Source organism: Rahnella sp. R3(2024), assembly GCF_042920125.1.
Lineage (GTDB): Bacteria > Pseudomonadota > Gammaproteobacteria > Enterobacterales > Enterobacteriaceae > Rahnella > Rahnella rivi.
In genome coordinates, this window is record NZ_JBHGBU010000001.1 from 3,220,706 (window position 1) to 3,247,695 (window position 26,990).

Consider the following 26,990-nt stretch of genomic DNA (forward strand, 5'->3'; position numbering starts at 1 on the left):
TGTAAAAGGAGAACAACACGTGCGAATTGGCATTGATTTAGGCGGCACAAAAATAGAAGTCATTGCGTTATCTGATGAAGGTAAAGAGCTGTTTCGCAAACGGGTCGATACGCCGAGAAATGACTACGAACGCACGCTGAAAGCGATCGAAGGGCTGGTGCTGGACGCCGAGAAAGCCACCGGTCAGCGCGGCAGCGTGGGGCTTGGCATTCCCGGCACGCTTTCTCCGTTTACCGGGAAAGTGAAGAACTCAAACTCCGTGTGGCTGAACGGACAACAGCTGGATGAAGATCTGGCGCTGCTGCTCAACCGTGAGGTGCATATTGCCAACGACGCCAATTGCCTGGCGGTGTCTGAAGCCACCGACGGCGCAGGCGCGGGCCGTCAGACCGTGTTTGCCGTGATCATCGGCACCGGCTGCGGTTCCGGCGTGGCGCTGCACGGCGTGGCGCACGCAGGCGGCAACGGTAATGCAGGCGAATGGGGGCACAATCCGCTGCCGTGGCAGGATGAAGAAGAAATCCAGTTCGCCCGCGAAGTGCCGTGTTACTGCGGGAAATCCGGCTGCGTCGAGACGTTTGTTTCCGGTACCGGTTTTGCCGAGGACTACTTCCGTCTCTCAGGCCAGCGTCTCAAAGGTGCAGAGATTATTGCGCTGGTGGAGCAGGGCGACGAAACCGCTGAACTGGCACTTGGCCGCTACGAACGTCGTCTGGCAAAAGCGCTGGCGAACGTGGTGAATATTCTCGACCCGGATGTGATTGTGTTCGGCGGCGGCATGAGTAACGTCGATCGTTTGTATCAGACCGTTCCTCTGCTGGTGAAGCAGTGGGTATTCGGGGGGGAATGCGAAACCCCTATCCTCAAAGCCGTTCACGGCGATTCCAGCGGCGTGCGCGGTGCCGCCTGGTTGTGGCCGCAGTCTCGTTTTGCGTTGTAAGCCATCATCAGCTTTCAGGGGCGCAGAATTTGCGCCCCTGATTTCATTCATCACTCCCCAGTCAAAGCGCCATCTCCCGTTTAAAGACGTCCAGCGTATGCGCTTTCACACGGATAAACTCCGGGTGGCTCATGATTTCTGAACCGCGCGGGCGGGGAAGATCGAAGGGTACGATTTCCGCAATCTGCGTTGGCCGTCGCGTCAGCAGTAAGATTTCATCCGCCAGAAATACCGCATCTTCCAGATCGTGAGAGACAATCAGCATGGTGACGCCGGTTGCCAGCTGCACTTCCTGCAATTTATCGCGGATAAACAGCGTCATTTCGAAATCCAGCGCCGAGAAAGGCTCGTCGAGGAACATCACTTCCGGGCGTGTCGCCAGCGCGCGCATGATGCACACGGTTTGCTGCTGGCCGCCGGAAAGCTCGTACGGATAGCGTTTCAGGTCGAAGCGGATATCAAACATCTGCGTCAGTTCTTCAACCCGCGCGTTGACCTCGGCCTTACTCATGCCGTGGCGCACCAGCGGATAGGCGATGTTGGCGCGCGCGCTCATCCACGGAAACAGCGCGTCGCGGTAGTTCTGAAACACATAGCCGATGGTGGTCTGCGCCAGCGTCTTGCCGTCAAACAGAATGTCGCCTTTATCAACCGGAATCAGCCCGGCAATCATGTTCATTAACGTTGATTTACCGCAGCCGTTCGGGCCGAAGATCGAGACGATTTTTCCGCGCGGCAAATCCAGATTGAGATCGGTATACAGCGGCTGTCCGGCAAAGGCTTTGGTCAGGCCGCGAATGGTCACATGGGTATCCGGTCGCGTGGCGTATTGCGGCAGCTGCGGGCCTTTGTAACCGGGGTTCAGCGAGAGAGGTTGCGTCATGCTTTGCTACTCCAGTGGACAGTTTTTTTCTCGATCAGCAAAAAGGCCAGGTTCAGTAAATAGCCCAGCGCACCGGTGATCAGGATCGAGGCGTACATGTCTTTGATGTTGAAGACCTGCTGGGCATCAATGATCCGATGGCCGAGACCGGTTTCCGAACCGATAAACATTTCGGCGACAATCACGATCACCAGCGCAATCGACACACCGGTACGCAGACCCACGAACGTCTGGGCCAGGCTTTCCATCAGCAAAATGTCTTTGAAAATGTGCCAGCGGGAAATCCCCATTACCCTGGCTGCCATCAGACGGGTTTTCTTGGCGTTCATCACGCCGTAGGCGCTGTTAAACAGAATGACCAGCACGGCGGCAAAGGCGGCGATGGCAATTTTGTTGGCATCCGTGATGCCGAAAATCAGCATGAACAGCGGGATCAGCGCGGATGAGGGCGTGGAGCGGAAGAAGTCGATCAGAAATTCCAGGCTGCGATAGACCTTTTCGTTACTGCCCAAAATCACGCCGAGCGGGACGCCAATGACTGCGGCGAAGCCGAACGCCACCAGCGTGCGGTATAACGTCGCGCCGATGTCGGTGCGCATGGAGACATCCGAAAACGACTGAAACATAAAGCCCAGCGTGTCGACGGGAGAAGGCAGCAGTACCGGATTCAGCCATTTGGCGCTCACCGCCAGTTGCCAGAACAGAAACAGCAGGACAGGGCCGATCAGTGGCAACAATCTTGAAGACCATGGTGATGTCATCATTTTTCCCCTTATCCCTGATAGATCAGCGAAGCGACATCCACCGGTTTGCTGAAGATTTTTCTTTCGGTAAAGACGTCATAAAATTTTTGGAACCATTGCAGATTCTCGCCTTTTAACCCCGGATACATCACGAAGCCCGGCAGCGGCACTTCTTTCACCAGCGCCGGTTCGATGCTGGTGTAACCGGCGACGTTTTCACGGGCTTTATCAGGATGCGCCGCAATGAATTCCACCGCTTTCTGATAAGCGGCAATAAACTTTTTCGTCTCTTCAGGTTTGCTGGCGATAAAGCTGGAGTTCAGCGCCGCCGCGCCGCCAAACCACGGGGCGTCCGCATTGCCGAGCACGTATTTCGAAATCACGCCGGTTTCCAGCGTGCGGGAGAGGTTTTTCATGCGTCCGACGGTGCCGGTGGGTTCGAGCGTATACACACCGTCGATTTGTCCGGCGGCCAGCGCAGGCGCGTGTTGCCCGACCGGCAGTTCAATCACGGAAGGATTGGTGAATCCATTTTTCTCCAGAATGATCTTCGCCATGGTGACGTTCTGGATCCCCGGACCGCAGGCGATCTTTTTGCCTTTCAGATCGCTGATTGCTTTCGCCGTGCTGTTCAGCGGCACCAGAAATTCATCCAGCACCAGCTGATGATTGGACGGGTTCGAGCAGATGATTTTGAACAGATCCGGCGAGGTGATCGCCCCCAGCCCGAGTGCGCCGGTGGCCGTACCGTTGGCGCAGCCGTGGATCCTGCCGGTGATCATCCCTTCAACAATTTGCTGCGCGCTGGCAAATTTAACGCCTTTCACGTTCAGCCCGGCCTCTTTGAAGAACCCTTGTTCGAGAGCGACATAGAGAGGCAAACCGCCGACGATAGGCCAGTAGCCGATGCGAATTTCATCATCATCAGCGGCGAAAACGGTGGTCGGGATCATCCCGCCGAGTGTCATGACACCGCCGGTAATCGCCAGCCATTTCATCATCTGGCGGCGTTGTGTATTGACCGGAAGGTTTTCAGGTTTGTCGTTTTTCATCGGCGTTCCCCTTGGCTGTTTTGCAGGCAGTGCAGCTTGTACTGCAACTTGTATACATAACAGTAAGCACAGGGCGTGCCAGATCGTTACCCGAAGGAAATAACCGATAATTCAGCAGGTTGACAGGTTGTGACGCACCGCAACGGTGCGATTATTGTGCGGATGTGCAGAGAGGGGATCCACCGCAGGGCAACCGGTAGCAAGATTGCTAGCGGGATGGCCTGCGGGTTGACGTTCAGACTTTAAATTCGTTGCTCAGGCGGCTGACACCCAGCCCGTTCACTTTGGTGACTTTGATTTGCACCGGAATGCGATCTTTCATGGCTTCCACATGGCTGATCACACCGATGGTTTTACCTGAGGCATTCAGGCTGTCGAGGGCGTCGAGCGCGGTGTCCAGCGTGTCGGCATCGAGCGTGCCGAAACCTTCGTCAAGGAATAGCGAATCGATACGGGTTTTATCGCTCACCAGATCGGAGAGCGCCAGCGCCAGTGCCAGACTGACCAGGAAACTTTCGCCGCCGGAGAGCGTGCGGGTATCGCGCACCGCATCGGCCTGCCAGGTATCGACCACCTGCAACTCCAGCGCATCGCTGGTTTTGCGCTGCAACAGATAACGGCCATGCAGTTTTTCCAGCTGACGGTTCGCCAGATACACCAGGTGATCGAGCGTCAGACCTTGCGCGAATTTACGGAATTTCGCGCCGTCGCTGGAGCCAATCATCTGATTCAGATAGCCCCAGTCGTCACACGTCAGCTGTGCCTGCGCAATCTGAGCGATCAGCGCCTGTTGGTTGCCGCTTCGCGCTTTATCGTCGTTGAGTTTATTGGTTATTTCGCCCAGACGTTGCTGTAAAGCTTTCAGCTGTTGCGCCAGTTCCGCCTGCTGCGCCGTCAGGGCTTCGAGATCGTTTTCTGTTTCACTCAGATGTGCAGGGCGGGCAAGGCGATGTTTTTCCCGCTGTGCTTTGGCATCGCTCAGCAATGCGTTCGCCTGCGCCAGCTGTTGTTGCAGATGTTCTTTGCGCTGCTGAAGTTGCTGACGCAGTGCATCGTCGAGCAGGGCCAGTGTCACCGCGGCTTCATCGTTAAATCCGCTGGCGCTCAGCGCTTGTTGCCACACCTGTTCCGCCCGCTTCAATTGTTCCGTAGCCTGCAACTGTTGCTGCTGCGTACTCGCCAGCTGACCGGCCAGCTGATCGCGCAGTTCCTGCGCTTTTTGCAGCGCGCCCTGTGCGTCACTGACCGCTTTTTCCGCCGCCTGTTGTTGCTGATGTAAGTGCTCGCGAACCTGCGCCACCTGGCGGTCACCGAACAGTTCAAGGCGTTTGGCATTCAGTTCTGAAAGAGATTTCTCACCTTCCGTGAACAGCTTTTGCAGCCGCGCAAAGTCCTGCTGAGTTTTCGCCTGCGTCTCTTCCAGTCGGGTAATGCGTTCGGTCAGCAACACGCTTTGCTGCTGCACTTTCTGCTGCGCGTTCAGCGCGTCATTCAGGGCATCTTTCGCCTGCTGCAACGCCCGCGCCAGCTGTTCGTGCTGGTTAATCAGATCCTGTGACTGCTGTTCTTCTTCGTCGCGTTCCGCCAGCCACTGCTGAATGGCCAGGGTATCCTGCAATCCGAATGTCAGATTCAGCGGCGCGCTGAGCCGCTGCCAGTTTTCGGTATGCGCATTCAGTTGCTGGCTTTCCTGCTCCAGCTGGGTTTGCACGCGTGTTTGCTGTTCTTTCAGACTTTTGATTTTCGCTGCCAGCTCAATGCCGCTGGCTTTTGCCGCATCGAATTCCAGCTGCATTTTCTCGACGCGTTGCGCCGTTTCAGAAGGTTTAACCTCCTGATAGTGTTCAATGGCCGGATGGGATGTGGAACCGCACAGCGGGCAGGGTTTGCCGCTTTGCAGATTGGCTCGTTCAGCTTCAAGGCTGACGATCAGCATTTCTTGTTTATGTAGCGCTTTAACATCGTTCAGATGTTCGAGCTGTTTCTGACATTGCTGGCGGATCGCGCCCAGACGCTGTTCTTCTTCGGCCAGCTGCGTCTGATATTGCACCAAATCTTTTTGCTGTTGCTGCACACGCTGGTTCAGCTGCGGGTAAATCTGCGCGAGTGAATACAGCTGTTGCCGCACCGGACGCAGCTGCGCCAGCTCTGTTTGCCGTTTCTGCCATGCTGCCAGCGGATGCTGTTTTTCCAGCTCAGCCTGACGCTGTTGTGCGGCGTTCAGCGCCTCGGTCAGCGCGGTCTGGCGGGTCTGATGCTGGCGGCTTTCTTCGTCCAGTTTCTGACGTTCGGCGGTCATTTGCACCCGCGTCGCGTTATGCTCACTGACCAGTTTCTGCACGTCACTGACTGACTGCTGCGTGTCGGCCAGTGATTTACGCCACTGGATAATTTCGCCATCCAGCGGCAGGATTTTTTCTTCAATCAGCGTCTGCGTCTGACGCTGCTCTTCCGCCTGTTTCAGGCGTGCCGTTTGCGCCTGATCCACCGCCAGAGTCAGCGGCGTCATCTGTGCAATTTGCTGTTCCTTTTGCTGCGTGAGCTGCGCCAGTTGCTGCACAAGTCGTTGCGATTCATCCTGACAACGCTGGCGATCATTGAGTAACGGACGCAGTTTTTCTGCCGGTTCGCTGCGTGCCAGTTGCTGCAATTGCGGCGCGGCAGCCAAATTTTCCTGCTCTGCGGCGGTCAGTTGCTGCTGAGACTGCTGAAGTTTTTGCTGTACCTGCTGCCACTGTTGCAGCCAGTTAAGATCCTGCTGGCGCTGCTGCGCCTGCCGGCTGAGGCTGATTTCCTGTGCGTTCAGCTCAGTCAGTTCTGTTTCCAGCGCCTGGCGCTGTTCTTCGCTAAGCAGTTCGATACCGGCCATGCGTTGATGCAAACCGTCCAGGGTGACGCGTGCCTCTTTATGCTGTTCAAATACGCGTTCTGACAGCAGACCGTAGATTTCGGTGCCGGTGAGTTCTTCCAGCAGCTCGGCGCGGTCGTTGGCGTCGGCATTCAGAAACGCCGCGAACTGGCCCTGCGACAACATCATCGATTTGGTGAAACGGCCAAAATCCAGTCCGGTCAGTTCGGCGATGGCATCGAGTTTATCGCGCACTTTATCTGCCAGAATTTTGCCGTCGGCCAGCAAGGCCAGCTCGACTTTTGGCGCCTGTAAATTGCCGTCCGGTGAGTTTTTCGCGCGGCGCTGGCTCCAGAATGCGCGATAGCCGATGCCTTTCACTTCAAACTCCACTTCGGCCAGTGACTCGGCGGTATGGCGGGTCATCAGTTCATTCTGACTTGGCGTGACGTTCAGGCGTGGCGTCTGATGATATAGCGCCAGACAAATGGCATCGAGCAGGGTGGTTTTCCCCGCGCCGGTCGGGCCGGTGATGGCGAATAAACCGTTGCTGGCGAACGGCTCGGCGGTGAAATCAATTTTCCATTCGCCTGCCAGCGAGTTCAGGTTTTTTAAACGCAGGCTGAGAATTTTCATTGTGCGCTGCCCTCCGTGCTCTGACCGCTGGTGACCTGTTCGACAACCTGGGCGAACAGCGTGCGCATCCGCGTCTGGCGCGGTTCATCCGTATCCGCTTCCAGCGACAATCTGCGTTCAAAAACGTCGCTGACGCTCAGCTCGCTGAGGGTTTCTTTTTCCTGCTGTTCGATGCTGTGAATCCGTTGTTCTTTACTGCGGCGCAGTAACACGACCTCCACCGGCAGTTCGGCGGTCAGCGCCTGAATGCGGCGCTGAATATCGCTGAGATAATCCTGCGTCGCCACTTCAATATCCAGCCAGACCGGTTTTGTAGCATCGCCTCCGGTGAAGTGCGCCAGCTGCTGTTCAATCTCCGCCAGCGAGCCTTTGATGATTTGCATCGGCTGGAAAACGGGGATCTCCAGCGTGTCGATGGCGTTGAGCGTGGCACCGTCGAAATCCAGCAGATAGACGCTTTTGACTTTGCTCAGCTCATCAAAACTGAGCGGAATAGGGGAACCGCTGTAACGGATATGTTCCGTTTTCGCCACGCACTGCGCGCGGTGGATATGGCCGAGCGCCACGTAGTCCACCGGCGGGAACGCCTGCGCCGGAAAGGCGTCAAGAGTCCCTATATAGATGTCGCGCACGGAATCAGAGGTGCTGACGCCAACGGTGGTCAGATGGCCGGTGGCGATGATCGGCAGCGGCAGACCCAGTTGGTCGCGTTTGGCCTGCGCAGCGTGCCACAGCGCATCATAATGCGCGGCAATGGCTTCCTGTAAGGCCAGCTGTTTGTCGCTGCCGGATTGCCCTGCCTGACTGGCGATTAAATCGCGCGGGCGTAAAAAGGGGATCGCGCAGAGTACGGCTCCCGGCGTACCATTGCGCTGATTTAACACCAGCACTTGCTCAGACAGATCTTCGCCGACGGTGGCGATCACCCGGGTATTGAGACAGGAAAGCAGCTCGCGGGACTCATTTAACGTGGCGACGGAATCATGATTACCGGCCAGCACAATCAGCTGACAGCCGGTGCGTTGTAATTCCACCACGAAGCGGTTATACAGTTCGCGGGCATAGCTCGGCGGTGAGCCGGTATCGAAAATGTCACCGGCCACGATCACGGCATCAACCTGATGATTTTCCACCTGTTCCGTCAGCCAGCGCAGAAAGGCCTGGTGCTCGGCGGCGCGGCTTTTGGTAAAGAAATACTGGCCAAGATGCCAGTCTGAGGTGTGGATCAGGCGCATGAAACTCCCTGTGGTTCGCGGTGCGGTAACAATGGCGCAAAGTATAAACGCCGACGGGGGACGATGTCCTGAGAAAATCGGACGTATTTCAGCAAGATGGCTGTTAAATTGCCGGGTAATGAACCATCCTTTCTATTCATAAATCTGTCACAAAACTGACGCATAATGGCGCCCGCAATCAAATAAAAGATCGCTAACCTATTGGCAGGACCTACGATGGCTAGACGTATATTAGTGGTTGAAGACGAAGCTCCTATTCGTGAAATGGTGTGTTTTGTACTGGAACAAAATGGCTATCAGGCTGTTGAAGCTGAAGATTTTGATTCCGCAGTGGCCCAGCTGGTCGAGCCTTATCCTGAGCTTATCCTGCTCGACTGGATGTTACCGGGCGGTTCCGGTATTCAGTTTATTAAGCACCTTAAACGTGAAGCCCTGACCCGCGAAATCCCGGTGATGATGCTGACCGCACGCGGTGAAGAAGAAGATCGGGTGCGCGGCCTCGAAGTGGGTGCCGATGATTACATCACCAAACCGTTTTCTCCGAAAGAACTGGTTGCCCGCATCAAAGCGGTAATGCGCCGCATTTCTCCGATGGCGGTGGAAGAGGTGATCGACATGCAGGGGCTGAGCCTGGATCCTTCCTCTCACCGGGTGATGGCCAACGAGCAGGCGCTCGACATGGGGCCGACCGAATTCAAATTATTACACTTCTTTATGACCCACTCAGAACGTGTTTACAGCCGCGAACAGTTGCTGAATAACGTCTGGGGCACTAACGTTTATGTGGAAGATCGCACCGTGGACGTGCATATTCGTCGTTTACGTAAAGCGCTGGAAACCAGTGGACATGACAGAATGATTCAGACTGTCCGTGGCACGGGATACCGTTTCTCAACGCGTTATTAATCCCCACAGCGGAGAATCTGTGTGTTAGAACGTTTGTCATGGAAACGGCTGGCCGGCGAATTTTTCCTCTTTTGCCTGCCAGCGATCATTCTCGGCATTTTTGTCGGCCATTTTGGCTGGCTTCTCTTTGCGTCGCTGCTGGCGGCGCTGGGCTGGAACTATTACAACCAGCTTAAACTCTCACATTGGCTGTGGCTTGACCGCAGCATCACCCCGCCAAACGGGCGCTGGAGCTGGGAGCCGCTGTTCTACGGGCTGAACCAGATGCAGATGCGTAACCGTCGTCGTCGTCGCGAATTAGGGCAATTGATTAAACGTTTTCGCAGCGGTGCAGAATCGTTACCTGATGCGGTGGTGCTGACCACCGAAGAGGGCAATATTTTCTGGTGTAACGGTCTGGCGCAGGAACTGCTGGGCTTTCGCTGGCCGGAAGACAACGGGCAGCACATCTTTAACCTTTTGCGCTATCCGGAGTTTCGCGCCTGGATCCAGGCCCGGGATTTCAGCCGTGCACTGAATCTTCAGCTGAATAATGAGCATTACGTGGAGTTTCGCGTGATGCCTTATTCTGAAGGGCAATTACTGATGGTGGCGCGGGATGTCACGCAAATGCGTCAGCTCGAAGGCGCGCGACGCAACTTCTTCGCTAACGTCAGCCATGAGCTGCGTACGCCGCTGACCGTTTTGCAGGGCTATCTGGAAATGATGGAAGACGCCAAGCTGGAAGAGCCGTTTCGTTCCAAAGCGCTGGATACCATGCAGGAGCAGACGCGACGCATGGACGGGCTGGTAAAACAGTTGCTGACGCTGTCGAAAATAGAAGCCTCTGCCAATATGGATTTGCACGAGAAAGTCGATATTCCGGTGATGCTCGGCATGCTGGAGCGTGAAGTGCAAACGCTGAGCGGCGGCCAGCATGAGGTTGTATTCCGTATAAACGACAAGCTGAAGGTCTTTGGCAACGAAGATCAACTGCGCAGCGCGGTTTCCAATCTGGTGTACAACGCGGTGAATCACACCCCGGCGGGCACCCGCATTGAAGTCAGCTGGCAGCAAACGCCGCACGGCGCGCAGTTCCAGATAAGCGACAACGGGCCGGGTATTGCGCCTCAGCACCTTCCGCGCCTGACCGAACGTTTCTATCGCGTAGACAAAGCGCGCTCCCGCCAGACCGGTGGCAGCGGGCTGGGCCTGGCGATCGTCAAACATGCCCTGAGCCATCACAACGCCAGGCTGGAAGTCATGAGCGAAGTGGGTGTCGGCACCCGCTTTATGTTTACGCTGGCGCCGCGGTTGATTGTTCCGCAAGACGCCGGTGCGCAAGCTTCCATTAAGCCTTAACCCTCTCAAGCCTGTTATCTGTGGATTTCAGGCTTTCTTACTCTCTTCCAAATGAACATTTCCTCTAAATGAACATTCTTCCCGCTAACGTGAATTTTATTCATGTCTCATGAAGATTCCTCTGTTGCTGATAAGCGTGCTGCATGACACTATCCAATCAAAGACGTTTAGACATCCAGATGTCTATATATAACGCAACGCAATTATTTACTTTGTAAATCATTGGTATTCCGCCATACGCCGCGGGGTGCCTAAAAGGAGTCATGCATGCAACGTACAACCCCTCCATTCCGCGCCGACGTTGTCGGCAGTTTTCTGCGCCCGCTGGCGATTAAAGAAGCGCGTAAACAGTTTCAGGCTGGCGAGATTGATGCCGCTCAGCTGCGCGCTGTGGAAGACACTGAAATTCGTCGCGTGGTGGATTTGCAGCGTGAAGCCGGTCTGCAGGTGGTCACTGACGGCGAATTCCGCCGGGCGTGGTGGCACTTCGATTTCTTCGAAGGGCTGGACGGCGTGGAAGGTTACGACGCGGTGCAGGGGATCCAGTTCAACGGCGTACAAACGAAAGCACGCAGCATTAAAGTGGTGAGTAAACTCGGTTTTGGCGCACACCCGATGCTGGAAGATTTCCGCTTCCTGAAAAGCATCAGTGGCAGCGCGGTGCCAAAAATGACCATTCCAAGTCCGAGTGTGATGCATTTTCGCGGTGGCCGTGACGCCATCAGCAAAGAGGTTTACCCCGACCTGAAGGAGTATTTTGACGATCTGGCACAGGTTTACCGTGACGCCATCAGGGCGTTTTACGATGCCGGTTGCCGTTATCTGCAACTCGACGATACGGTCTGGGCGTACCTGTGTTCAGAAGATCAGAAGAAGCAAATCCGCGAACGTGGGGATTCTCCGGAAGAGTTAGCACGCACTTACGCAGACGTGCTGAATAAAGCCATCGCCGGGAAACCTGACGATCTGGTGATTGGTCTGCATGTTTGTCGTGGCAACTTCCGCTCCACCTGGATTTCAGAAGGCGGCTATGAGCCGGTCGCGGAGATCCTGTTTGGCGGCGTGAACATCGATGCTTTCTTCCTTGAATATGACAACGAGCGTTCCGGTGGTTTCGAGCCGCTGCGCTTCATCAAAAAAGGCCATCAGCAGGCGGTTCTGGGATTGATCACCACAAAATCCGGCGAACTGGAGCTGGCGAAAACGGTGGAAGCGCGTCTTGCAGAAGCGGCTGAGTATCTGGATATCAACCAGATTTGCCTCAGCCCGCAGTGTGGTTTCGCCTCGACAGAAGAGGGCAACAGCCTGACCGAAGCCCAGCAGTGGGAAAAATTAAAACTGGTCGTGGATATCGCTGCGCGCGTCTGGTAAAGGCGTCGCCGGTTATTTATTGACCTCATTAATCTGCTGGATATCGTGCGTGAAATTGCCCGTTCGTGGTGATTTCACGCACTTTTTGCCTTTTCGGGGCATATCTTGTGCTTACTTCGTTCAAAAATCATACATATCATATTGCGTGTTTGTGGCTGTATTTAGTGATAACCGCTGCTCTCAAGCATTAATCTGGTTGAAGACTCTGCTTTTTGGATCTCGGCTTGCCTTTCTGCGCTATAAACGTTTACCTTAGCCCCCGCTGTCGCTCGATACTCCCTGCATAACAACGTAATCATCTGCATATCATCAGGCGTTTTAGGCTCCTTCCGGCTTCATTTTGGTGCTCTCTGGCTTTGTTCGCCATTCATCCTTCTGACCGAGCAGCACGACGACAGCAACGGACACTTTATTCATTTGAACAGGCAACACGACACCAATCATGAGTACTCGTTTAACAAATAAAGATATTCTGGCGTTAGGTTTCATGACCTTCGCTTTATTCGTCGGGGCCGGAAACATTATTTTCCCGCCAATGGTTGGCCTGCAGGCCGGTCCTGAAGTCTGGTGGGCTGCTGCCGGGTTTATGATCACAGCCGTCGGCCTCCCGGTGATGACCGTCATTGCTCTGGCGCGTGTCGGGGGCGGTGTTGACGCCCTGAGCTCTCCGATTGGCCGTGGTGCCGGTATTTTGCTGGCCACCGTCTGCTATCTGGCCGTGGGCCCGCTGTTTGCTACGCCACGCACCGCGACCGTCTCCTTTGAAGTGGGGATCGCGCCGATGACCGGTGACGGCCCGCTGCCTCTGCTGATTTATAGCGTGATTTATTTTGCGCTGGTGATCGGCATTTCCCTGTATCCGGGCCGTCTGCTCGATACCGTCGGGCATTTCCTCGCGCCGTTGAAAATGGTTGCGCTGGCTGCGCTGGGCGTTGCCGCACTGCTGTGGCCTGCCGGGCAGACAATGCCTGCGGTCGATGCTTATCAAACGGTTCCCTTCTCAAGTGGCTTCGTAAACGGGTATCTGACGATGGATACGCTGGGAGCGCTGGTGTTCGGGATTGTGATCGTTAATGCCGCCCGTTCACGCGGTGTGTCTGATGCTAAGTTGCTGACCCGTTACACAATTCTGGCAGGGTTGATCGCCGGTTTAGGTCTGGTGCTGGTCTATCTCAGCCTGTTCAAACTTGGCGAAAACAGTGCATCGCTGGTGCCTGGCGCGACTAACGGCGCGGTGATCCTGCATGCTTATGTGGCACATACCTTTGGTGGCGTCGGCAGCTTCTTCCTCGGCGCGCTGATTTTCATCGCCTGTATGGTGACGGCGGTTGGCCTGACCTGCGCCTGTGCGGAGTTCTTTGCTCAGTACCTGCCGCTGTCTTACAAAACACTGGTGTTCATTCTGGGTCTGTTCTCAATGCTGGTGTCCAACCTCGGCCTGAGCCATCTGATTCAGATTTCAATTCCGGTGCTGACCGCCATTTACCCGCCATGTATCGCGCTGGTGGTCTTGAGCTTCACCCTGCGCTGGTGGAATAATACGACGCGCATCGTGGCGCCGGTCATGCTGGTCAGTCTGGTGTTCGGTATTGTTGATGGCATCAAAACCTCGGCCTTTGCTGATATCATGCCTGCCTGGACTGCGAACCTGCCACTGGCTGCACAAGGTCTTGCCTGGTTACCGCCGTCAGTATTAATGCTGGTACTGGTGGGGATCTATGACAAAATCAGTGGCCCGCGCAGCGTCACGGCGCATCAATAATTATCGGGTGAAAGTTCCACAGTAGTTGAGTGAATTGTTCGCCAATCAGGCCACGGAAACCATTTCCGTGGCTTTTTCATTGGCAGGGTGCAGGTGTTTTTTTTGAATTGGCATTGTGATTTTTAAAATACAGAGACGGGTTAAGGTACATGCAAGAATCAGCTGAACAACCAACCGGGCAGCCAGAAGCGCCGGGCACGAAGCTAAAACGCGGTCTGACAACGCGTCATATTCGCTTTATGGCATTGGGATCAGCCATCGGAACCGGGCTGTTTTATGGATCGGCGGATGCCATCAAACTGGCAGGGCCCAGCGTATTGCTGGCATATCTGGTCGGCGGCATCATCGCCTTTATCATCATGCGCGCACTTGGCGAAATGTCGGTGCATAACCCACAAAGCGGTTCGTTCTCACGTTATGCCCAGGACTACCTCGGGCCAATGGCGGGCTATATCACCGGCTGGACCTACTGTTTCGAAATCCTCATTGTGGCGATCGCCGACGTTACCGCCTTCGGCATATATATGGGCGTCTGGTTCCCGGATGTGCCGCAGTGGACGTGGGTGCTCAGCGTCGTGCTGATCATCGGCGCGATCAATTTAGTCAGTGTGAAGGTGTTCGGCGAGCTGGAGTTCTGGTTCTCCTTCTTCAAAGTGCTGACGATTATCATCATGATCGTGGCGGGTTTTGGCATTATCTTCTGGGGCATCGGCAATGGCGGCCAGGCAACAGGTATCCATAATTTGTGGAGCCACGGCGGATTCTTCAGCCAGGGCATCATGGGGACTATCCTGTCGTTACAGCTGGTGATGTTCGCTTATGGCGGCATTGAAATCATTGGTATTACGGCCGGTGAAGCGGAAGATCCGAAGAAGTCGATTCCGAAAGCCATTAACTCAGTTCCGCTGCGTATTCTGGTGTTTTACGTGGGCACTCTGTTTGTCATCATGTCGATTTTCCCGTGGAATCAGATCGGTACGCAGGGGAGTCCGTTTGTACTGACATTCCAGCATATGGGGATCACCGCCGCGGCAGGTATTCTGAACTTCGTGGTGATCACTGCGTCGCTTTCGGCGATCAACAGCGATGTGTTTGGCGTGGGTCGTATGCTGCACGGAATGGCAAAGCAGGGGCAGGCGCCTAAAATGTTCAGCAAAGTGTCGCGTCTGGGCACACCGTGGGTCACGGTGCTGGTGATGATGGCCGCGTTACTGATTGCGGTTTACCTCAACTACATCATGCCTTCGAATGTGTTTTTGGTGATCGCGTCTCTGGCGACCTTCGCGACCGTCTGGGTGTGGATAATGATCCTGTTCTCCCAGATTGGTTTTCGTCGCAAGCTGAGCAAGCAGCAGGTTAAAGAGCTCGAGTTCCCGCTGCGTGGCGGCGTGTATACCTCGGTGTTCGGTATTATCTTCCTGGTGTTTATCATCGGCCTGATTGGTTACTTCCCGGATACCCGCGTGTCGCTTTACGTCGGTATGGTGTGGGTTGCCGCCCTGCTGATAGGGTACGCCTTCAAGCTGCGTAATGACCGCAAGAAGCAGGCAGTGGCACTGAGCAAGTAAGCAAGCACTTACCTTTCGGTAAAAAAAAGCCCCCGATATCTTCAAGGTATCGGGGGCTTTTTGTTGTCAGTTAATAGCCGATGGCCGCGCCTGCTGGTCGCCGCACATCATTCGCGCCATAGAGATAACCTTCGCGAACCTTGCCTGATACCGCCGAGTCATTACCTGAAGTGGCAGAGGTGACACCTGCCGCCCCCGGTAACCCCACCATAATCAACTCCGTCGCGCCCCAGGGCGTCTGTTCCACCATTTTATAGCCCATCTTCTGCAGGATGTTCAGGCTGTCCGGAGAAACGCCGCGCTGCTCGTAATACACTTCGTCCGGCAGCCATTGGTGGTGGATACGTGGTGCATTCACGGCTTCCTGCGGTGCCATGCCGTGGTCGATGACATTCAGCGCGGACTGCAACGTAATGGTGATGATGCGTGAACCGCCCGGCGATCCCAGAACCATAAAGATTTTACCGTCTTTAGTCACCAGACTCGGGCTCATCGACGATAGTGGGCGCTTACCGGGGGCGATGGAATTTTTAACGCCCTGGACCAGACCGAAGAGGTTTTTCTCACCGACTTTTACCGTGAAATCATCCATCTCGTCGTTGAGGAAAAAACCGGTGCCGGGCGCGATCACCACAGAACCAAACAGACCGTTGATGGTGTAGGTGGTGGAGACGGCGTTACCCATTTTATCGACGATGGAATAGTGCGTCGTTTCCGGTTTTTCGTGCGGTTCCATGCCCGGCTGAACGGCAGTCGATGGGGTGGCTTTATCCGCTTCTATCTTCTTACGGATTTCTTCGGCGTAACTTTTGCTGATCAGACGATCGACAGGGTTTTTCACAAATGCCGGATCGCCGAGGTAAGTATTACGATCCATGTAAGCATGACGCATGGCTTCGGTCATGACGTGAATCGACGCCGCTGAATTGAACCCCATGCTTTTCAGATCATAGCCTTCCACAATGTTGAGGATTTCGCACATTGTGACGCCGCCGGAGCTTGGCGGTGGCGCAGACACGAATTTATAGCCACGGTAGCTGCATGAAACCGGCGTATCTTCGGTGACTTTATAATTTGCGAAATCCGCCGCCGTCAGGATGCCGCCGCCTTTTTTAGAGGCAGCTTCGACCGCCTGCGGGATTTTTCCTTTATAGAAAGCGTCCGGGCCATTTTTCGAGATGGCTTCCAGCGTGTCGGCTAAGTCGGTTTGCACCAGTTTATCGCCGGGCTGCAACGCGGTGCCATCTTTGCGCAGGAAGATGCGCGCTGCTTCAGGATCCTCTTTGAAGCGATCGACCTTGGTGTCGAGAATATCGGTATCGGCGCGGGTCAGTTCGAAACCCTGACGTGCGAGTTTTATGGCCGGTGCCATGACCTGCTGACGTGTCAGCGTCCCGTATTCCTTCTGAACGGTATCCATGCCCAATACCGTGCCCGGCACGCCAGCGGCCAGATAGCCGTAAAGGCTTGCGCCTTTTTTCACATTCCCGTCGGCATCCAGATACATATTGGCGCTGGCGGCCGCAGGTGCCATTTCCCGGAAGTTAATAAAAGTGTCTTTTCCGTCGGCCAGATGCACCGTCATGAAGCCACCGCCGCCAATGTTGCCACAACATGGGTTGACGACGGCCTGCGCGTAACCGACAGCCACGGCGGCATCAATGGCGTTACCGCCCATTTTCAAAATATCGACGCCGACCTGTGAGGCCAGATATTGCGAGGTGACGACCATGCCGTTTTTGGCTTCCACCGCAGGACTGGACGCGGCGTACAGCGGCAGGCTGGTCAGCATGGTGAGTGCGATGAGTGATTTCCGTAACATATAGGCTCCTGTTTTAACCCTGTCTTTTAAGTCATAACCTTCAGGTTATTGTGTGATATCACTTTTTTTATGACGACTGTGTTCCGTTCGCCTGAGGAAATGATGCAAAGCGCACGCCATTGTGAACAAAACATGTCGTTTTCAGCGTAGACGTAAAAGAGGAGCGTAAGGAAAGGAAGGGATAAAAATGTGATCCCGCCGGACGGCAGGCATAAAAAAACGGCCAGCAAAGCTGACCGTTATTGAACGTGAAATCCGTGAAGGGATTACAGGTTTGACGCGTTTTCAGACAGGTATTTAGCCACGCCATCCGGAGATGCGCCCATGCCTTTTTTGCCTTTTTCCCACTGAGCCGGGCACACTTCGCCGTGCTCTTCGTGGAATTGCAGCGCGTCAACCATACGCAGCATTTCGTCGATGTTACGACCCAGTGGCAGATCGTTCACTACCTGGTGACGTACAACGCCTTCTTTGTCGATCAGGAAGGAACCGCGCAGTGCAACGCCAGCGTCCGGATGTTCGATACCGTAAGCTTTCTGAATTTCGCGTTTGATGTCAGCAACCATCGCGTACTTAACAGGACCGATGCCGCCTTTCTCAACAGGGGTGTTACGCCATGCGTTGTGAACGAACTCGGAGTCGAAGGACACGCCTACTACTTCTACGCCACGATTCTGGAATTCTTCGTAACGGTGATCAAACGCGATCAGTTCAGAAGGGCAGACGAAAGTGAAGTCCATTGGCCAGAAGAAGATAACAGTTGGTTTGCCTGCAGTGTGTTTTTTGAAGTTGAAGTTTTCAACTACTTCGCCGCTGCCAAGTACTGCTGCTGCGGTGAAGTCAGGGGCTGGGCGAGTTACCAGAACCATAATATTACTCCTTATGAAACCCAAAAGGGCGTCGTAGGTGAGAGGAAAGGGTGAACAAAACGACTGCCAGTATAGGGGCAAGCCCGAAGTGAATAAACCCCATCGCGCCAATCAATCAGATAGCATCCGGCTATCAGTTTTTGAAGTATGTCCCATCGTTCTTTAACAACAGACACTTAATTGCAAAATATTGTGTTCATTCTCACAAATTCAACGCGGTTTGTCAGATTTGCCGGTCTTTCGCCTGCTGCATCATGACCGGATAAAACTGCCAAAAAAGCTGTTCGAGGGCGTCGTAATTCAGTTCGATATCATGGAATGAGCCGGTCAGTGCACTGAGCTTTGGCCGACGGCTGGCCATGCCGCGTAATACGTCACCTATAAAAGGCAGCGCAGCATAACGTTCCATCCAGCGTTCCGGCCACAGATAAGCATTCAGATTCTGGAAACGCTCAGGCATTTCAGGCAGCTGCGGTTCAATTTCCTGCTGACAATCGTCAAGAAAGTCTTCCAGGGATTGCTGCGGATGAATGCTGGCCCAGTGGCGGGAGAGAAAATGGTCCCACACGACGTCCAGAGTAATGGGTGATACGCGGCGAAAATCATCACGGAAATAGCTGCGCGCAATTCTGACTTCCGGCAGGGAATCGGTGAGGGTATCGACGCGGCGGTGCATGCGGATCCCGCTGACGATGTCATCGGAATATTGCCCTTCAGGGTTGCCGCGAACGAAGTCCGCGAGCAGATTGCCTAACAGGGAGCTGTCGGCCAGAGAGGCCAGATGGAGGTGAGCTAAAAAATTCATTGGCCGAGTATAACGCAGTAAATGTGATCCCTGACAGGGTGGCCGCCTTTATTCGCGCAGAAGCTTGCAGGGGATGCCTCGTCCCACTAGACTAAGCCGCCTGTTTTTGTCGTTAAAGTGAAGTGAAAAACCATGCGTGTTGCCGATTTTTCTTTTGAACTCCCTGAATCCCTGATTGCCCGCTATCCGCAAACCCAGCGCAGCGGCTGTCGTTTGTTGTCTCTGGACGGGCCGGGCGGTGAGTTAACGCACGGCGTGTTCACCGATATTCTCGATAAAATCCTGCCTGGAGATTTGCTGGTATTTAACAATACCCGTGTGATCCCTGCCCGCGTGTTTGGCCGTAAGGTCAGCGGCGGCAAGATTGAAGTGCTGGTCGAGCGGGTGCTCGATTCGCACCGCGTTCTGGCGCACGTTCGCGCGTCCAAATCCCCTAAACCGGGGGCAGAATTGCTGCTCGGTGATAAAGAAGACATTAAAGCCACCATGGTGGCCCGTCACGATACGCTGTTTGAGCTGGAATTTAATGAAGATCGTGATGTCTTTACTCTGCTCAACGAAATCGGCCATATGCCGCTGCCGCCGTATATCGACCGCCCTGATGAAGATGCCGACCGCGAACTGTATCAGACCGTCTACAGCGAACGTCCGGGTGCTGTCGCCGCGCCGACCGCTGGTTTGCATTTCGATGAGCCGCTGATGGATGCGCTGAAAGCCAAAGGCGTGGAGTTTGCTTTTGTGACGCTGCACGTAGGCGCGGGCACCTTCCAGCCGGTGCGCGTGGACACTATCGAAGACCACATTATGCACGCCGAGTATGCTGAAGTGCCGCAGGACGTGGTCGATGCCGTGCTGGCGTGTAAAGCGCGCGGTAATAAAGTCGTGGCCGTGGGCACCACCTCTGTGCGTTCGCTGGAAAGTGCCGCGGAAGCCAGCGAAGATGCGCTGATTGCGCCATTCTTCGGCGATACTAAGATCTTCATCTATCCGGGTTATCACTATCAGGTGATTGATTCCCTGATCACTAACTTCCATCTGCCTGAATCGACGTTGATCATGCTGGTGTCGGCGTTTGCCGGTTATAAAAATACGATGAATGCCTACCATCAGGCTGTCGCAGAGCAGTACCGTTTCTTCAGTTATGGTGATGCAATGTTCATCAACCGTAACCCGCTGGCGCCGCAGGAAGTGGTCGGCCAGTAACGTTTTTGTAACTACCCGCCCGGACGCACTCGGTGTATCCGGGCTTTCTTTTCCGGGCGTCATGCCACGGACTTAACCTCATCAGACTGTTTCTCTGATGCTGGAGGCAATGTGAAGTACGAATTAAGCACTACCGATGGCCGCGCACGTCGCGGACGTCTGGTCTTTGAACGTGGCGTGGTCGAAACCCCGGCATTTATGCCAGTGGGCACTTACGGCACCGTAAAAGGCATGACCCCGGAAGAAGTTAAAGATACCGGCGCACAAATCCTGCTGGGCAACACTTTCCACCTGTGGCTGCGCCCGGGTCAGGAAATCATGAAACTGCATGGCGATCTGCACGATTTCATGAACTGGCACGGCCCGATCCTCACCGATTCCGGCGGCTTTCAGGTGTTCAGCCTGGGGGCGATGCGTAAAATCAAAGAAGAGGGTGTGCATTTCCGCAATCCGATCAACGGCGATCCGGTCTTCCTGAGCCCGGAAAAATCCATGGAGATCCAATACGATCTCGGTTCTGACATCGTGATGATCTTCGACGAATGTACGCCGTATCCTGCTGACTGGGATTACGCAAAACGCTCCATGGAGATGTCTTTGCGCTGGGCAAAACGCAGCCGCGATCGCTTCAACGAATTGAATAATAAGAATGCTTTGTTCGGGATTATTCAGGGCAGCGTTTACGAAGATTTACGAGATGTATCATTAAAAGGGCTGGTAGATATCGGCTTTGATGGTTACGCTGTGGGCGGTTTGGCGGTAGGCGAGCCGAAAGAGGACATGCACCGTATCCTTGAGCACGTTTGCCCGCAAATCCCGGAAGACAAACCTCGTTATCTGATGGGCGTCGGCAAACCGGAAGATTTGGTGGAAGGCGTGCGTCGCGGTGTGGATATGTTTGACTGTGTTATGCCAACGCGTAACGCGCGTAACGGTCACTTATTTGTCACCGATGGCATCGTCAAAATCCGAAATGCCAAGTATAAATCTGATACGACAACGCTGGATGAACACTGTGATTGCTACACATGTCGCAATTATAGCCGCGCCTACTTGCATCATCTCGACCGTTGCAACGAAATTCTGGGTGCCCGTTTGAATACCATCCACAATTTGCGCTATTACCAGCGTTTGATGGCCGGTTTACGCCAGGCTATTGAAGAGGGTAAATTAGAGCTCTTTGTGACAGACTTCTACGAGCGTAAAGGCAAACCGGTTCCGCCTTTAAACTTCTGATTTCTTAGTCGTGTCGGCATCTCCGAAAGGCGGTGCCGATTTTATCATTTGTTGAGCCGTCATAATGGGGTATTGTGCGAGACGTTTCATCGCCAGACTCCATTTTGGAAATACGGTTTTTTTTACAACAACTATTTTGCTTCACAACAACAATGAGGGAATTTAAATGAGTCTTTTCATTTCAGATGCTGTCGCAGCTTCCGGCGCACCGTCACAGGGAAGTCCTTACTCTCTGGTTATTATGCTGGTGGTTTTTGGTCTGATTTTCTATTTCATGATCCTGCGCCCGCAGCAGAAACGTTCTAAAGAACACAAAAAACTGATGGATTCCATCGGTAAAGGTGACGAAGTGATGACCACCGGTGGCCTGATCGGTCGCGTAACGAAAGTGGCTGAAACTGGCTATGTCGTCATCGCACTGAACGACACTAACGAAGTGATGATCAAGCGTGACTTCGTGGCAGCTGTCCTGCCAAAAGGCACGATGAAGTCTATCTAATTTTCGATTTTCCCGAAGGGAACTGCCGTGTTAAACCGTTATCCTGCGTGGAAGTATCTGATGCTGATCGTTGTGGTCATCGTCGGGCTGCTTTATGCACTTCCCAACCTTTATGGTGAGGATCCGGCTGTTCAAATCACTGGTGCTCGGGGTTCCGACGCCAGTGAAGCAACGCTGGACCAAGTCCGTAACGTATTAGATCAAAGCAAAATCCAGATCAAATCAGTTGCTCTGGAGAATGGCGCTATTCTTGCCCGTTTCAAAGACACGGATGTACAGCTTCGTGCACGTGAAGCGCTGACTGAAGCGCTGGGCGACAAGTTTGTTATTGCACTTAACCTGGCACCGGCAACGCCGCGCTGGTTGAGCATGCTGGGCGCCGAGCCGATGAAGCTGGGCCTCGACTTACGTGGTGGTGTGCACTTCCTGATGGAAGTGGATATGGATACTGCGCTGAGTAAGCTGCAAGAGCAGACGATGGACAACATGCGCAGCGATCTGCGCGACAAGAATATTCCTTATGCCACGGTGCGTAAGCTCGACAACTATGGCGTTGAAGTGCGTTTTCGTGATGCTGCCACCCGCGATTCTGCGGTCAGCTACCTGAGCCCACGTCACCGCGATTTAGTGATCACCAACAGCGGCGATAACGCCATTCGCGTGGTGATGACTGATGCTCGCATGAATGAAGCCCGCGAGTATGCCGTTCAGCAAAACATCACCATCCTGCGTAACCGTGTAAACCAACTGGGTGTGGCCGAGCCGCTGGTACAACGTCAGGGTTCTGACCGTATCGTCGTTGAGCTGCCGGGTATTCAGGATACGGCGCGTGCGAAAGAAATTCTGGGCGCCACGGCGACACTGGAATTCCGTCTGGTGAATACCAATGTGGATGCCACTGCTGCAGCGTCTGGCCGCGTGCCGGGTGACAGCGAAGTGAAAAATACCCGTGAAGGCCGCCCGGTTGTCTTGTACAAACGCGTGATCCTGACCGGTGACCATATCACTGACTCCACATCCAGCATGGATGAGTACAATCAGCCGCAGGTTAACATCTCTCTCGACAGCGCTGGCGGTAACGCCATGTCTAACTTCACTAAGGATAACATCGGTAAACCGATGGCTACCCTGTTCGTGGAGTACAAAGACAGCGGTAAGAAAGATGCCAATGGCCGTTCAATTCTGGCGAAACAAGAAGAAGTTATTAACGTGGCGACGATTCAGTCACGTCTGGGTAACAGCTTCCGTATCACCGGTGTAAACGATCCGAATGAAGCCCGTCAGCTGTCTCTGCTGCTGCGCGCCGGTGCGTTGATCGCGCCAATCCAGATTGTTGAAGAACGTACCATCGGCCCGACCTTAGGGATGGAAAATATCAAGCAAGGTCTGGAAGCCTGTCTGGCAGGACTTGTGGTCTCAATTATCTTCATGCTGTTCTTCTATAAGAAGTTCGGTCTGATTGCGACCTCTGCGCTGATTGCTAACCTGGTGCTTATTGTTGGGATCATGTCTCTGATACCTGGGGCAACACTCACGATGCCGGGTATTGCGGGTATCGTATTAACCCTTGCCGTAGCGGTGGATGCCAACGTACTGATCAACGAACGTATTAAGGAAGAACTTAGTAACGGACGTTCAGTGCAGCAGGCCATTGATGAAGGTTACAAAGGCGCGTTCAGCTCCATCTTTGATGCCAACGTCACGACGCTAATCAAGGTCATCATCCTGTATGCCGTCGGCACCGGGGCAATTAAAGGCTTTGCGATTACAACCGGTATTGGTGTAGCGACGTCAATGTTTACCGCAATCGTCGGTACTCGTGCCCTCGTAAATCTGTTGTACGGCGGCAAGCGCATCAAAAAGCTGTCTATCTGAGGAGTGCGTTGTGGCACAGGAATATACTGTTGAACAATTAAACCACGGCCGTAGAGTCTATGACTTTATGCGCTGGGATTACTGGGCTTTCGGTATCTCTGGTTTCCTGTTGATCCTTTCTATCGCCATTATCGGTGTGAAAGGTTTTAACTGGGGTCTGGATTTCACCGGCGGTACGGTTATTGAAATCTCGCTGGAAAAACCTGCGGATTTGGACATGATGCGTGCTTCGCTTGAGAAATCAGGCTTTGCAGAACCGCTGGTACAGAATTTTGGTAGCAGCCGCGACATCATGGTTCGTATGCCACCGACTAAGGGTGAAACAGGCGGCCAGGAACTGGGTGCTAAAGTTCTTAGCGTGATTAACGAAACGACCAGCCAGAATGCCCAGGTGAAACGTATCGAGTTCGTTGGCCCAAGTGTAGGGGCTGATTTGGCGCAAAATGGTGCGATGGCGCTGTTAGTGGCATTGATCGCAATCCTGGTTTACGTCGGTTTCCGCTTCGAGTGGCGTCTGGCAGCAGGTGTTGTTATCGCGCTTGCTCACGACGTTGTGATCACCATGGGCGTGCTCTCGTTGTTCCATATCGAGGTTGACCTGACCATCGTTGCTTCACTGATGTCGGTTATCGGTTACTCGCTTAACGACAGCATCGTCGTATCGGACCGTATTCGTGAGAACTTCCGCAAGATCCGTCGCGGGACATCTTACGAAATCTTTAACGTGTCGTTGACCCAGACGTTGCACAGAACATTGATCACATCCGGTACCACGTTAGTCGTGATCCTGATGCTGTATTTGTTTGGTGGTGCATTGCTGCGTGGTTTCTCACTGACCATGTTGATTGGTGTTTCAATCGGTACGGCTTCATCGATATATGTTGCTTCGGCGCTGGCCCTGAAACTGGGTATGAAGCGTGAACACATGTTGCAGCAAAAAGTGGAAAAAGAAGGTGCAGATCAGCCTTCGATTCTGCCTTAATCTGCTGATGGTTCAGTGATCAAAAAACCCCGCGCTGCGGGGTTTTTTTTGCCTGAAATTCGGGATGTTATGGCTGAACTGTGGCGGCAGAAGGCGGTACCGTGGCGACAATATTGTGCAGATGGACAAAGCCCAGCGTTTCCATCGTGACCTGACTGAATTTCACCTCGAAGGTTTTCACCGGTCCGGGCAGCAAATCCGCTTCCACGTTGATGTTTTGGGTTTGCATATCGACGGTCAGCGGTTTGCCGGTGACCGGATCCAGCTGGCCCCAGCTCAGTGACGCGGTAAATGGCGGCAGCGGATTGCCGGCATCGTTTTTCACTTCTAACACCGCTTGTAACCCGCTGGCATCCGGTGCCACGCGCAGCAACGTCACAGTCAGCTCACCCAGATCACTTTTCAGCAGGGCAGGGCTCTTAGCCGCAGGCAGCAAATAGACGCCATTGCTGGACTGCCGGTTCAGCGTGGTTTGCTGTTCAAGTGCAACCGCCAAATCGGTCAGCCGTTGCAGTTTGTGATTCAGCTGACCCACTTCCGATTTCAATTCCGGCAGCTGTGGATTTTGCTGCGCGCAGCCCTGCAGGCTCAGCAACGTGGCGCCGATAAGCCAAAGGCGAGGGTGTTTCGTCATATCAGAGATTTCCTTTCTTCTGCCCGATGCAACATCCGTCCGGGCACTAATAGAGAGCCTAAGTTTAACCCGATGTCGATGAAAGTAGCGACAGCCTTTGTTGTCTGCACACTTCGGGTTAAACTGATGTCCAATTGAGTTCGCGATCAGGAAGTGCTATGCATTGCCCATTTTGTGCTGCTGTTGATACTAAAGTGATTGATTCCCGCCTGGTGGGTGACGGATCGCAGGTTCGCCGTCGCCGTCAGTGCCTGGTGTGCCATGAACGTTTCACCACTTTTGAAGTGGCGGAACTGGTGATGCCGCGTGTCATTAAAAGCAATGAAGTCCGCGAACCCTTCAACGAAGATAAATTACGCGGCGGCTTACTGAAAGCGCTCGAAAAACGGCCGGTCAGTTCTGACGATGTTGAAACCGCCATCAGCCACATTAAGTCGCAGCTGCGTGCCACCGGCGAGCGTGAAATTCCCGCGAAGATGATCGGCAATCTGGTGATGGATGCCCTGAAAGGGCTGGATAAAGTGGCCTACATTCGTTTCGCATCGGTCTATCGCAGCTTTGAAGATATTCGTGAATTTGGTGAAGAGATCGCCCGTCTTCAGGATTAAGGAAAACTGATGTTCCCCGAACAGCCTGCTGCACCACAATCTGCTGAATTACCCTCCGATGAACGCTATATGGCGCGCGCTTTCGAGCTGGCGCGTCGCGGGCGTTTTACCACCACACCGAATCCCAACGTCGGTTGTGTCATTGTCTCCGGGGGTGAAATCGTCGGTGAAGGCTACCATTTGCGCGCCGGTGAGCCTCATGCCGAAGTCCATGCGCTGCGCATGGCCGGTGAAAAAGCCAGAGGCGCGACCGCCTATGTGACACTCGAGCCGTGCAGCCATCATGGCCGCACGCCGCCTTGTGCCGATGCTTTACTGGCGGCAGGCATCACCCGGGTTGTGGCAGCGATGCAGGATCCTAATCCGGAAGTTGCCGGGCGAGGGTTATACCGTCTGAAGCAAAATGGCGTGGATGTCAGCCATGGGCTGATGCATTCGCAGGCGGAAGCCGTCAATCTTGGCTTTCTGAAACGCATGCGCACCGGTTTCCCTTACGTACAACTGAAAATGGGCGCATCGCTGGATGGCCGAACGGCGATGGCCTCCGGCGAAAGTCAGTGGATCACCTCGGCGGCGGCGCGCGCTGACGTGCAGCGTTTTCGCGCAGAAAGCTCAGCGGTTCTGAGCACCAGCGCCACGGTGCTGGCCGATAATCCGTCGCTGAATGTGCGCTGGCGCGAACTGGGCAGTGATGTGCAGGCCGTTTACCCTGAGCAGAGCCTTCGCCAGCCGCTGAGAATTATCCTCGACAGCCAGAACCGCGTGACGCCACAGCATCAGCTGGTGAATGTACCCGGCGACGTTCTGCTGGCCCGTCTTGAAAAAGATCAGCTGGCCTGGCCTGATTCCGTTGAACAATGGTGCGTTCCGGGACGCGAGAATCGCATCGATCTGGTTCTGCTTATGATGCAACTGGCGAAACGTCAGGTAAATTCCATCTGGGTGGAAGCCGGCGCTCAACTTGCCGGGGCCTTATTACAAGCGGGTCTGGTTGATGAATTAATCGTTTATATGGCACCTAAGTTATTGGGTGATAATGGCCGCGCACTGTGCGAACTGCCCGGATTGCAGCATCTGAAAGATGCGCCGGAATTCGTTTTCAGTGATGTCCGGCAGATTGGCCCGGACCTGCGTTTACGTCTGAAGCCGGTGTACTGAGCATTTTACTCCTC

At 54.2% G+C, this 26,990-nt stretch carries 22 protein-coding genes; 13 read left to right on the forward strand and 9 right to left on the reverse strand.

What is annotated here, in order from left to right; all coding sequences use genetic code 11:
* The first annotated feature begins 19 nt into the window (after nt 1-19).
* Nucleotides 20-940 carry a fructokinase gene (mak, locus tag ABSH60_RS14485; protein ID WP_056770951.1) on the forward strand — a complete coding sequence of 307 codons (921 nt, stop codon included), beginning with the start codon at nt 20-22 and terminating at the stop codon, nt 938-940.
* 61 nt (nt 941-1,001) lie between these two features.
* On the opposite strand, the gene ABSH60_RS14490 is transcribed toward mak, so the two are convergent.
* The 5 genes from ABSH60_RS14490 to sbcD all read right to left on the reverse strand — a co-directional run bounded on the left by ABSH60_RS14490 (nt 1,002) and on the right by sbcD (nt 8,337).
* Nucleotides 1,002-1,823, reverse strand: coding sequence for an ABC transporter ATP-binding protein (locus ABSH60_RS14490; protein WP_056770953.1), 822 nt, complete (start codon nt 1,821-1,823; stop codon nt 1,002-1,004).
* Complete coding sequence (locus ABSH60_RS14495) at nt 1,820-2,584, reverse strand: ABC transporter permease (protein WP_056770957.1); 765 nt, start codon at nt 2,582-2,584, stop codon at nt 1,820-1,822. The genes ABSH60_RS14490 and ABSH60_RS14495 overlap by 4 nt, the downstream gene beginning before the upstream one ends.
* A gap of 11 nt (nt 2,585-2,595) precedes the next feature.
* Nucleotides 2,596-3,618: an ABC transporter substrate-binding protein gene (locus ABSH60_RS14500; RefSeq protein WP_122096022.1), complete on the reverse strand. Its 1,023-nt coding sequence runs from the start codon at nt 3,616-3,618 to the stop codon at nt 2,596-2,598.
* A gap of 235 nt (nt 3,619-3,853) precedes the next feature.
* On the reverse strand, nt 3,854-7,102 hold the full coding sequence (gene sbcC, locus ABSH60_RS14505) for an exonuclease subunit SbcC (RefSeq protein WP_390974527.1): 3,249 nt from the start codon (nt 7,100-7,102) through the stop codon (nt 3,854-3,856).
* On the reverse strand, nt 7,099-8,337 hold the full coding sequence (sbcD, locus tag ABSH60_RS14510; protein ID WP_390974529.1) for an exonuclease subunit SbcD: 1,239 nt from the start codon (nt 8,335-8,337) through the stop codon (nt 7,099-7,101). Before sbcD ends, sbcC begins: the two co-directional genes overlap by 4 nt.
* A gap of 216 nt (nt 8,338-8,553) precedes the next feature.
* Here sbcD and phoB point away from each other — a divergent pair, with 216 nt between their 5' ends.
* From phoB to proY, 5 genes are all read left to right on the forward strand, one after another.
* Nucleotides 8,554-9,243 (forward strand): phosphate response regulator transcription factor PhoB, encoded by a 690-nt coding sequence (gene phoB / locus ABSH60_RS14515; protein WP_056770970.1) that lies wholly within the window; start codon nt 8,554-8,556, stop codon nt 9,241-9,243.
* Nucleotides 9,244-9,264: 21 nt separating this feature from the next.
* Nucleotides 9,265-10,584: a phosphate regulon sensor histidine kinase PhoR gene (gene phoR / locus ABSH60_RS14520; protein ID WP_183848784.1), complete on the forward strand. Its 1,320-nt coding sequence runs from the start codon at nt 9,265-9,267 to the stop codon at nt 10,582-10,584.
* Between the two features lie 267 nt (nt 10,585-10,851).
* On the forward strand, nt 10,852-11,955 hold the full coding sequence (locus tag ABSH60_RS14525; protein WP_136374655.1) for a cobalamin-independent methionine synthase II family protein: 1,104 nt from the start codon (nt 10,852-10,854) through the stop codon (nt 11,953-11,955).
* A 442-nt stretch (nt 11,956-12,397) separates the two neighbouring features.
* On the forward strand, nt 12,398-13,717 hold the full coding sequence (gene brnQ, locus ABSH60_RS14530; RefSeq protein ID WP_056770977.1) for a branched-chain amino acid transport system II carrier protein: 1,320 nt from the start codon (nt 12,398-12,400) through the stop codon (nt 13,715-13,717).
* 149 nt (nt 13,718-13,866) lie between these two features.
* Nucleotides 13,867-15,285, forward strand: a complete 1,419-nt coding sequence (proY, locus tag ABSH60_RS14535; protein WP_136374656.1) for a proline-specific permease ProY — start codon at nt 13,867-13,869, stop codon at nt 15,283-15,285.
* A 70-nt stretch (nt 15,286-15,355) separates the two neighbouring features.
* On the opposite strand, the gene ggt is transcribed toward proY, so the two are convergent.
* The 3 genes from ggt to ABSH60_RS14550 form a co-directional block, all read right to left on the reverse strand.
* Entirely contained in the window at nt 15,356-17,107 is a 1,752-nt protein-coding gene (gene ggt, locus ABSH60_RS14540) for a gamma-glutamyltransferase (RefSeq protein WP_390974532.1), read from the reverse strand.
* Nucleotides 17,108-17,373: 266 nt separating this feature from the next.
* On the reverse strand, nt 17,374-17,976 hold the full coding sequence (locus ABSH60_RS14545; protein ID WP_013576674.1) for a peroxiredoxin C: 603 nt from the start codon (nt 17,974-17,976) through the stop codon (nt 17,374-17,376).
* Nucleotides 17,977-18,199: 223 nt separating this feature from the next.
* A complete protein-coding gene (locus ABSH60_RS14550; protein WP_183848792.1) occupies nt 18,200-18,781 on the reverse strand; it encodes an ACP phosphodiesterase in 582 nt (193 codons plus the stop codon).
* A 132-nt stretch (nt 18,782-18,913) separates the two neighbouring features.
* Between ABSH60_RS14550 and queA the strand changes: the two genes are divergently transcribed.
* From queA to secF, 5 genes are all read left to right on the forward strand, one after another.
* Nucleotides 18,914-19,984 (forward strand): tRNA preQ1(34) S-adenosylmethionine ribosyltransferase-isomerase QueA, encoded by a 1,071-nt coding sequence (gene queA / locus ABSH60_RS14555; RefSeq protein ID WP_390974535.1) that lies wholly within the window; start codon nt 18,914-18,916, stop codon nt 19,982-19,984.
* Between the two features lie 111 nt (nt 19,985-20,095).
* Nucleotides 20,096-21,220 carry a tRNA guanosine(34) transglycosylase Tgt gene (tgt, locus tag ABSH60_RS14560; RefSeq protein WP_056770989.1) on the forward strand — a complete coding sequence of 375 codons (1,125 nt, stop codon included), beginning with the start codon at nt 20,096-20,098 and terminating at the stop codon, nt 21,218-21,220.
* Between the two features lie 166 nt (nt 21,221-21,386).
* The gene (gene yajC / locus ABSH60_RS14565) at nt 21,387-21,719 is read left to right on the forward strand and encodes a preprotein translocase subunit YajC (RefSeq protein ID WP_056770992.1); all 333 of its coding nucleotides are present in this window, start codon (nt 21,387-21,389) and stop codon (nt 21,717-21,719) included.
* A 27-nt stretch (nt 21,720-21,746) separates the two neighbouring features.
* A complete protein-coding gene (secD, locus tag ABSH60_RS14570; RefSeq protein WP_072158037.1) occupies nt 21,747-23,594 on the forward strand; it encodes a protein translocase subunit SecD in 1,848 nt (615 codons plus the stop codon).
* A gap of 10 nt (nt 23,595-23,604) precedes the next feature.
* Nucleotides 23,605-24,576, forward strand: coding sequence for a protein translocase subunit SecF (gene secF, locus ABSH60_RS14575; RefSeq protein WP_056770996.1), 972 nt, complete (start codon nt 23,605-23,607; stop codon nt 24,574-24,576).
* A gap of 67 nt (nt 24,577-24,643) precedes the next feature.
* Here secF and ABSH60_RS14580 read toward each other — a convergent pair whose 3' ends face one another.
* A complete protein-coding gene (locus ABSH60_RS14580) occupies nt 24,644-25,210 on the reverse strand; it encodes a DUF3251 domain-containing protein (RefSeq protein WP_390974538.1) in 567 nt (188 codons plus the stop codon).
* Between the two features lie 158 nt (nt 25,211-25,368).
* On the opposite strand from ABSH60_RS14580, the gene nrdR reads away from it, so the two are divergent.
* Together nrdR and ribD are read left to right on the forward strand one after the other, a co-directional pair.
* The gene (gene nrdR, locus ABSH60_RS14585; protein WP_056771003.1) at nt 25,369-25,818 is read left to right on the forward strand and encodes a transcriptional regulator NrdR; all 450 of its coding nucleotides are present in this window, start codon (nt 25,369-25,371) and stop codon (nt 25,816-25,818) included.
* 9 nt (nt 25,819-25,827) lie between these two features.
* Nucleotides 25,828-26,976, forward strand: a complete 1,149-nt coding sequence (gene ribD, locus ABSH60_RS14590) for a bifunctional diaminohydroxyphosphoribosylaminopyrimidine deaminase/5-amino-6-(5-phosphoribosylamino)uracil reductase RibD (RefSeq protein WP_390974540.1) — start codon at nt 25,828-25,830, stop codon at nt 26,974-26,976.
* Nucleotides 26,977-26,990 lie beyond the last annotated feature (14 nt).

Bases quoted from the DNA above. Each gene is read 5' to 3' on its own strand.
- ABSH60_RS14490 (WP_056770953.1), bottom strand. From the start codon at position 1,823: ATGACGCAACCTCTCTCGCTGAACCCCGGTTACAAAGGCCCGCAGCTG.
- ABSH60_RS14495 (WP_056770957.1), bottom strand. From the start codon at position 2,584: ATGACATCACCATGGTCTTCAAGATTGTTGCCACTGATCGGCCCTGTC.
- ABSH60_RS14500 (WP_122096022.1), bottom strand. From the start codon at position 3,618: ATGAAAAACGACAAACCTGAAAACCTTCCGGTCAATACACAACGCCGC.
- sbcC (WP_390974527.1), bottom strand. From the start codon at position 7,102: ATGAAAATTCTCAGCCTGCGTTTAAAAAACCTGAACTCGCTGGCAGGC.
- sbcD (WP_390974529.1), bottom strand. From the start codon at position 8,337: ATGCGCCTGATCCACACCTCAGACTGGCATCTTGGCCAGTATTTCTTT.
- phoB (WP_056770970.1), top strand. From the start codon at position 8,554: ATGGCTAGACGTATATTAGTGGTTGAAGACGAAGCTCCTATTCGTGAA.
- ABSH60_RS14525 (WP_136374655.1), top strand. From the start codon at position 10,852: ATGCAACGTACAACCCCTCCATTCCGCGCCGACGTTGTCGGCAGTTTT.
- brnQ (WP_056770977.1), top strand. From the start codon at position 12,398: ATGAGTACTCGTTTAACAAATAAAGATATTCTGGCGTTAGGTTTCATG.
- proY (WP_136374656.1), top strand. From the start codon at position 13,867: ATGCAAGAATCAGCTGAACAACCAACCGGGCAGCCAGAAGCGCCGGGC.
- ggt (WP_390974532.1), bottom strand. From the start codon at position 17,107: ATGTTACGGAAATCACTCATCGCACTCACCATGCTGACCAGCCTGCCG.
- ABSH60_RS14545 (WP_013576674.1), bottom strand. From the start codon at position 17,976: ATGGTTCTGGTAACTCGCCCAGCCCCTGACTTCACCGCAGCAGCAGTA.
- ABSH60_RS14550 (WP_183848792.1), bottom strand. From the start codon at position 18,781: ATGAATTTTTTAGCTCACCTCCATCTGGCCTCTCTGGCCGACAGCTCC.
- queA (WP_390974535.1), top strand. From the start codon at position 18,914: ATGCGTGTTGCCGATTTTTCTTTTGAACTCCCTGAATCCCTGATTGCC.
- yajC (WP_056770992.1), top strand. From the start codon at position 21,387: ATGAGTCTTTTCATTTCAGATGCTGTCGCAGCTTCCGGCGCACCGTCA.
- ABSH60_RS14580 (WP_390974538.1), bottom strand. From the start codon at position 25,210: ATGACGAAACACCCTCGCCTTTGGCTTATCGGCGCCACGTTGCTGAGC.
- nrdR (WP_056771003.1), top strand. From the start codon at position 25,369: ATGCATTGCCCATTTTGTGCTGCTGTTGATACTAAAGTGATTGATTCC.
- ribD (WP_390974540.1), top strand. From the start codon at position 25,828: ATGTTCCCCGAACAGCCTGCTGCACCACAATCTGCTGAATTACCCTCC.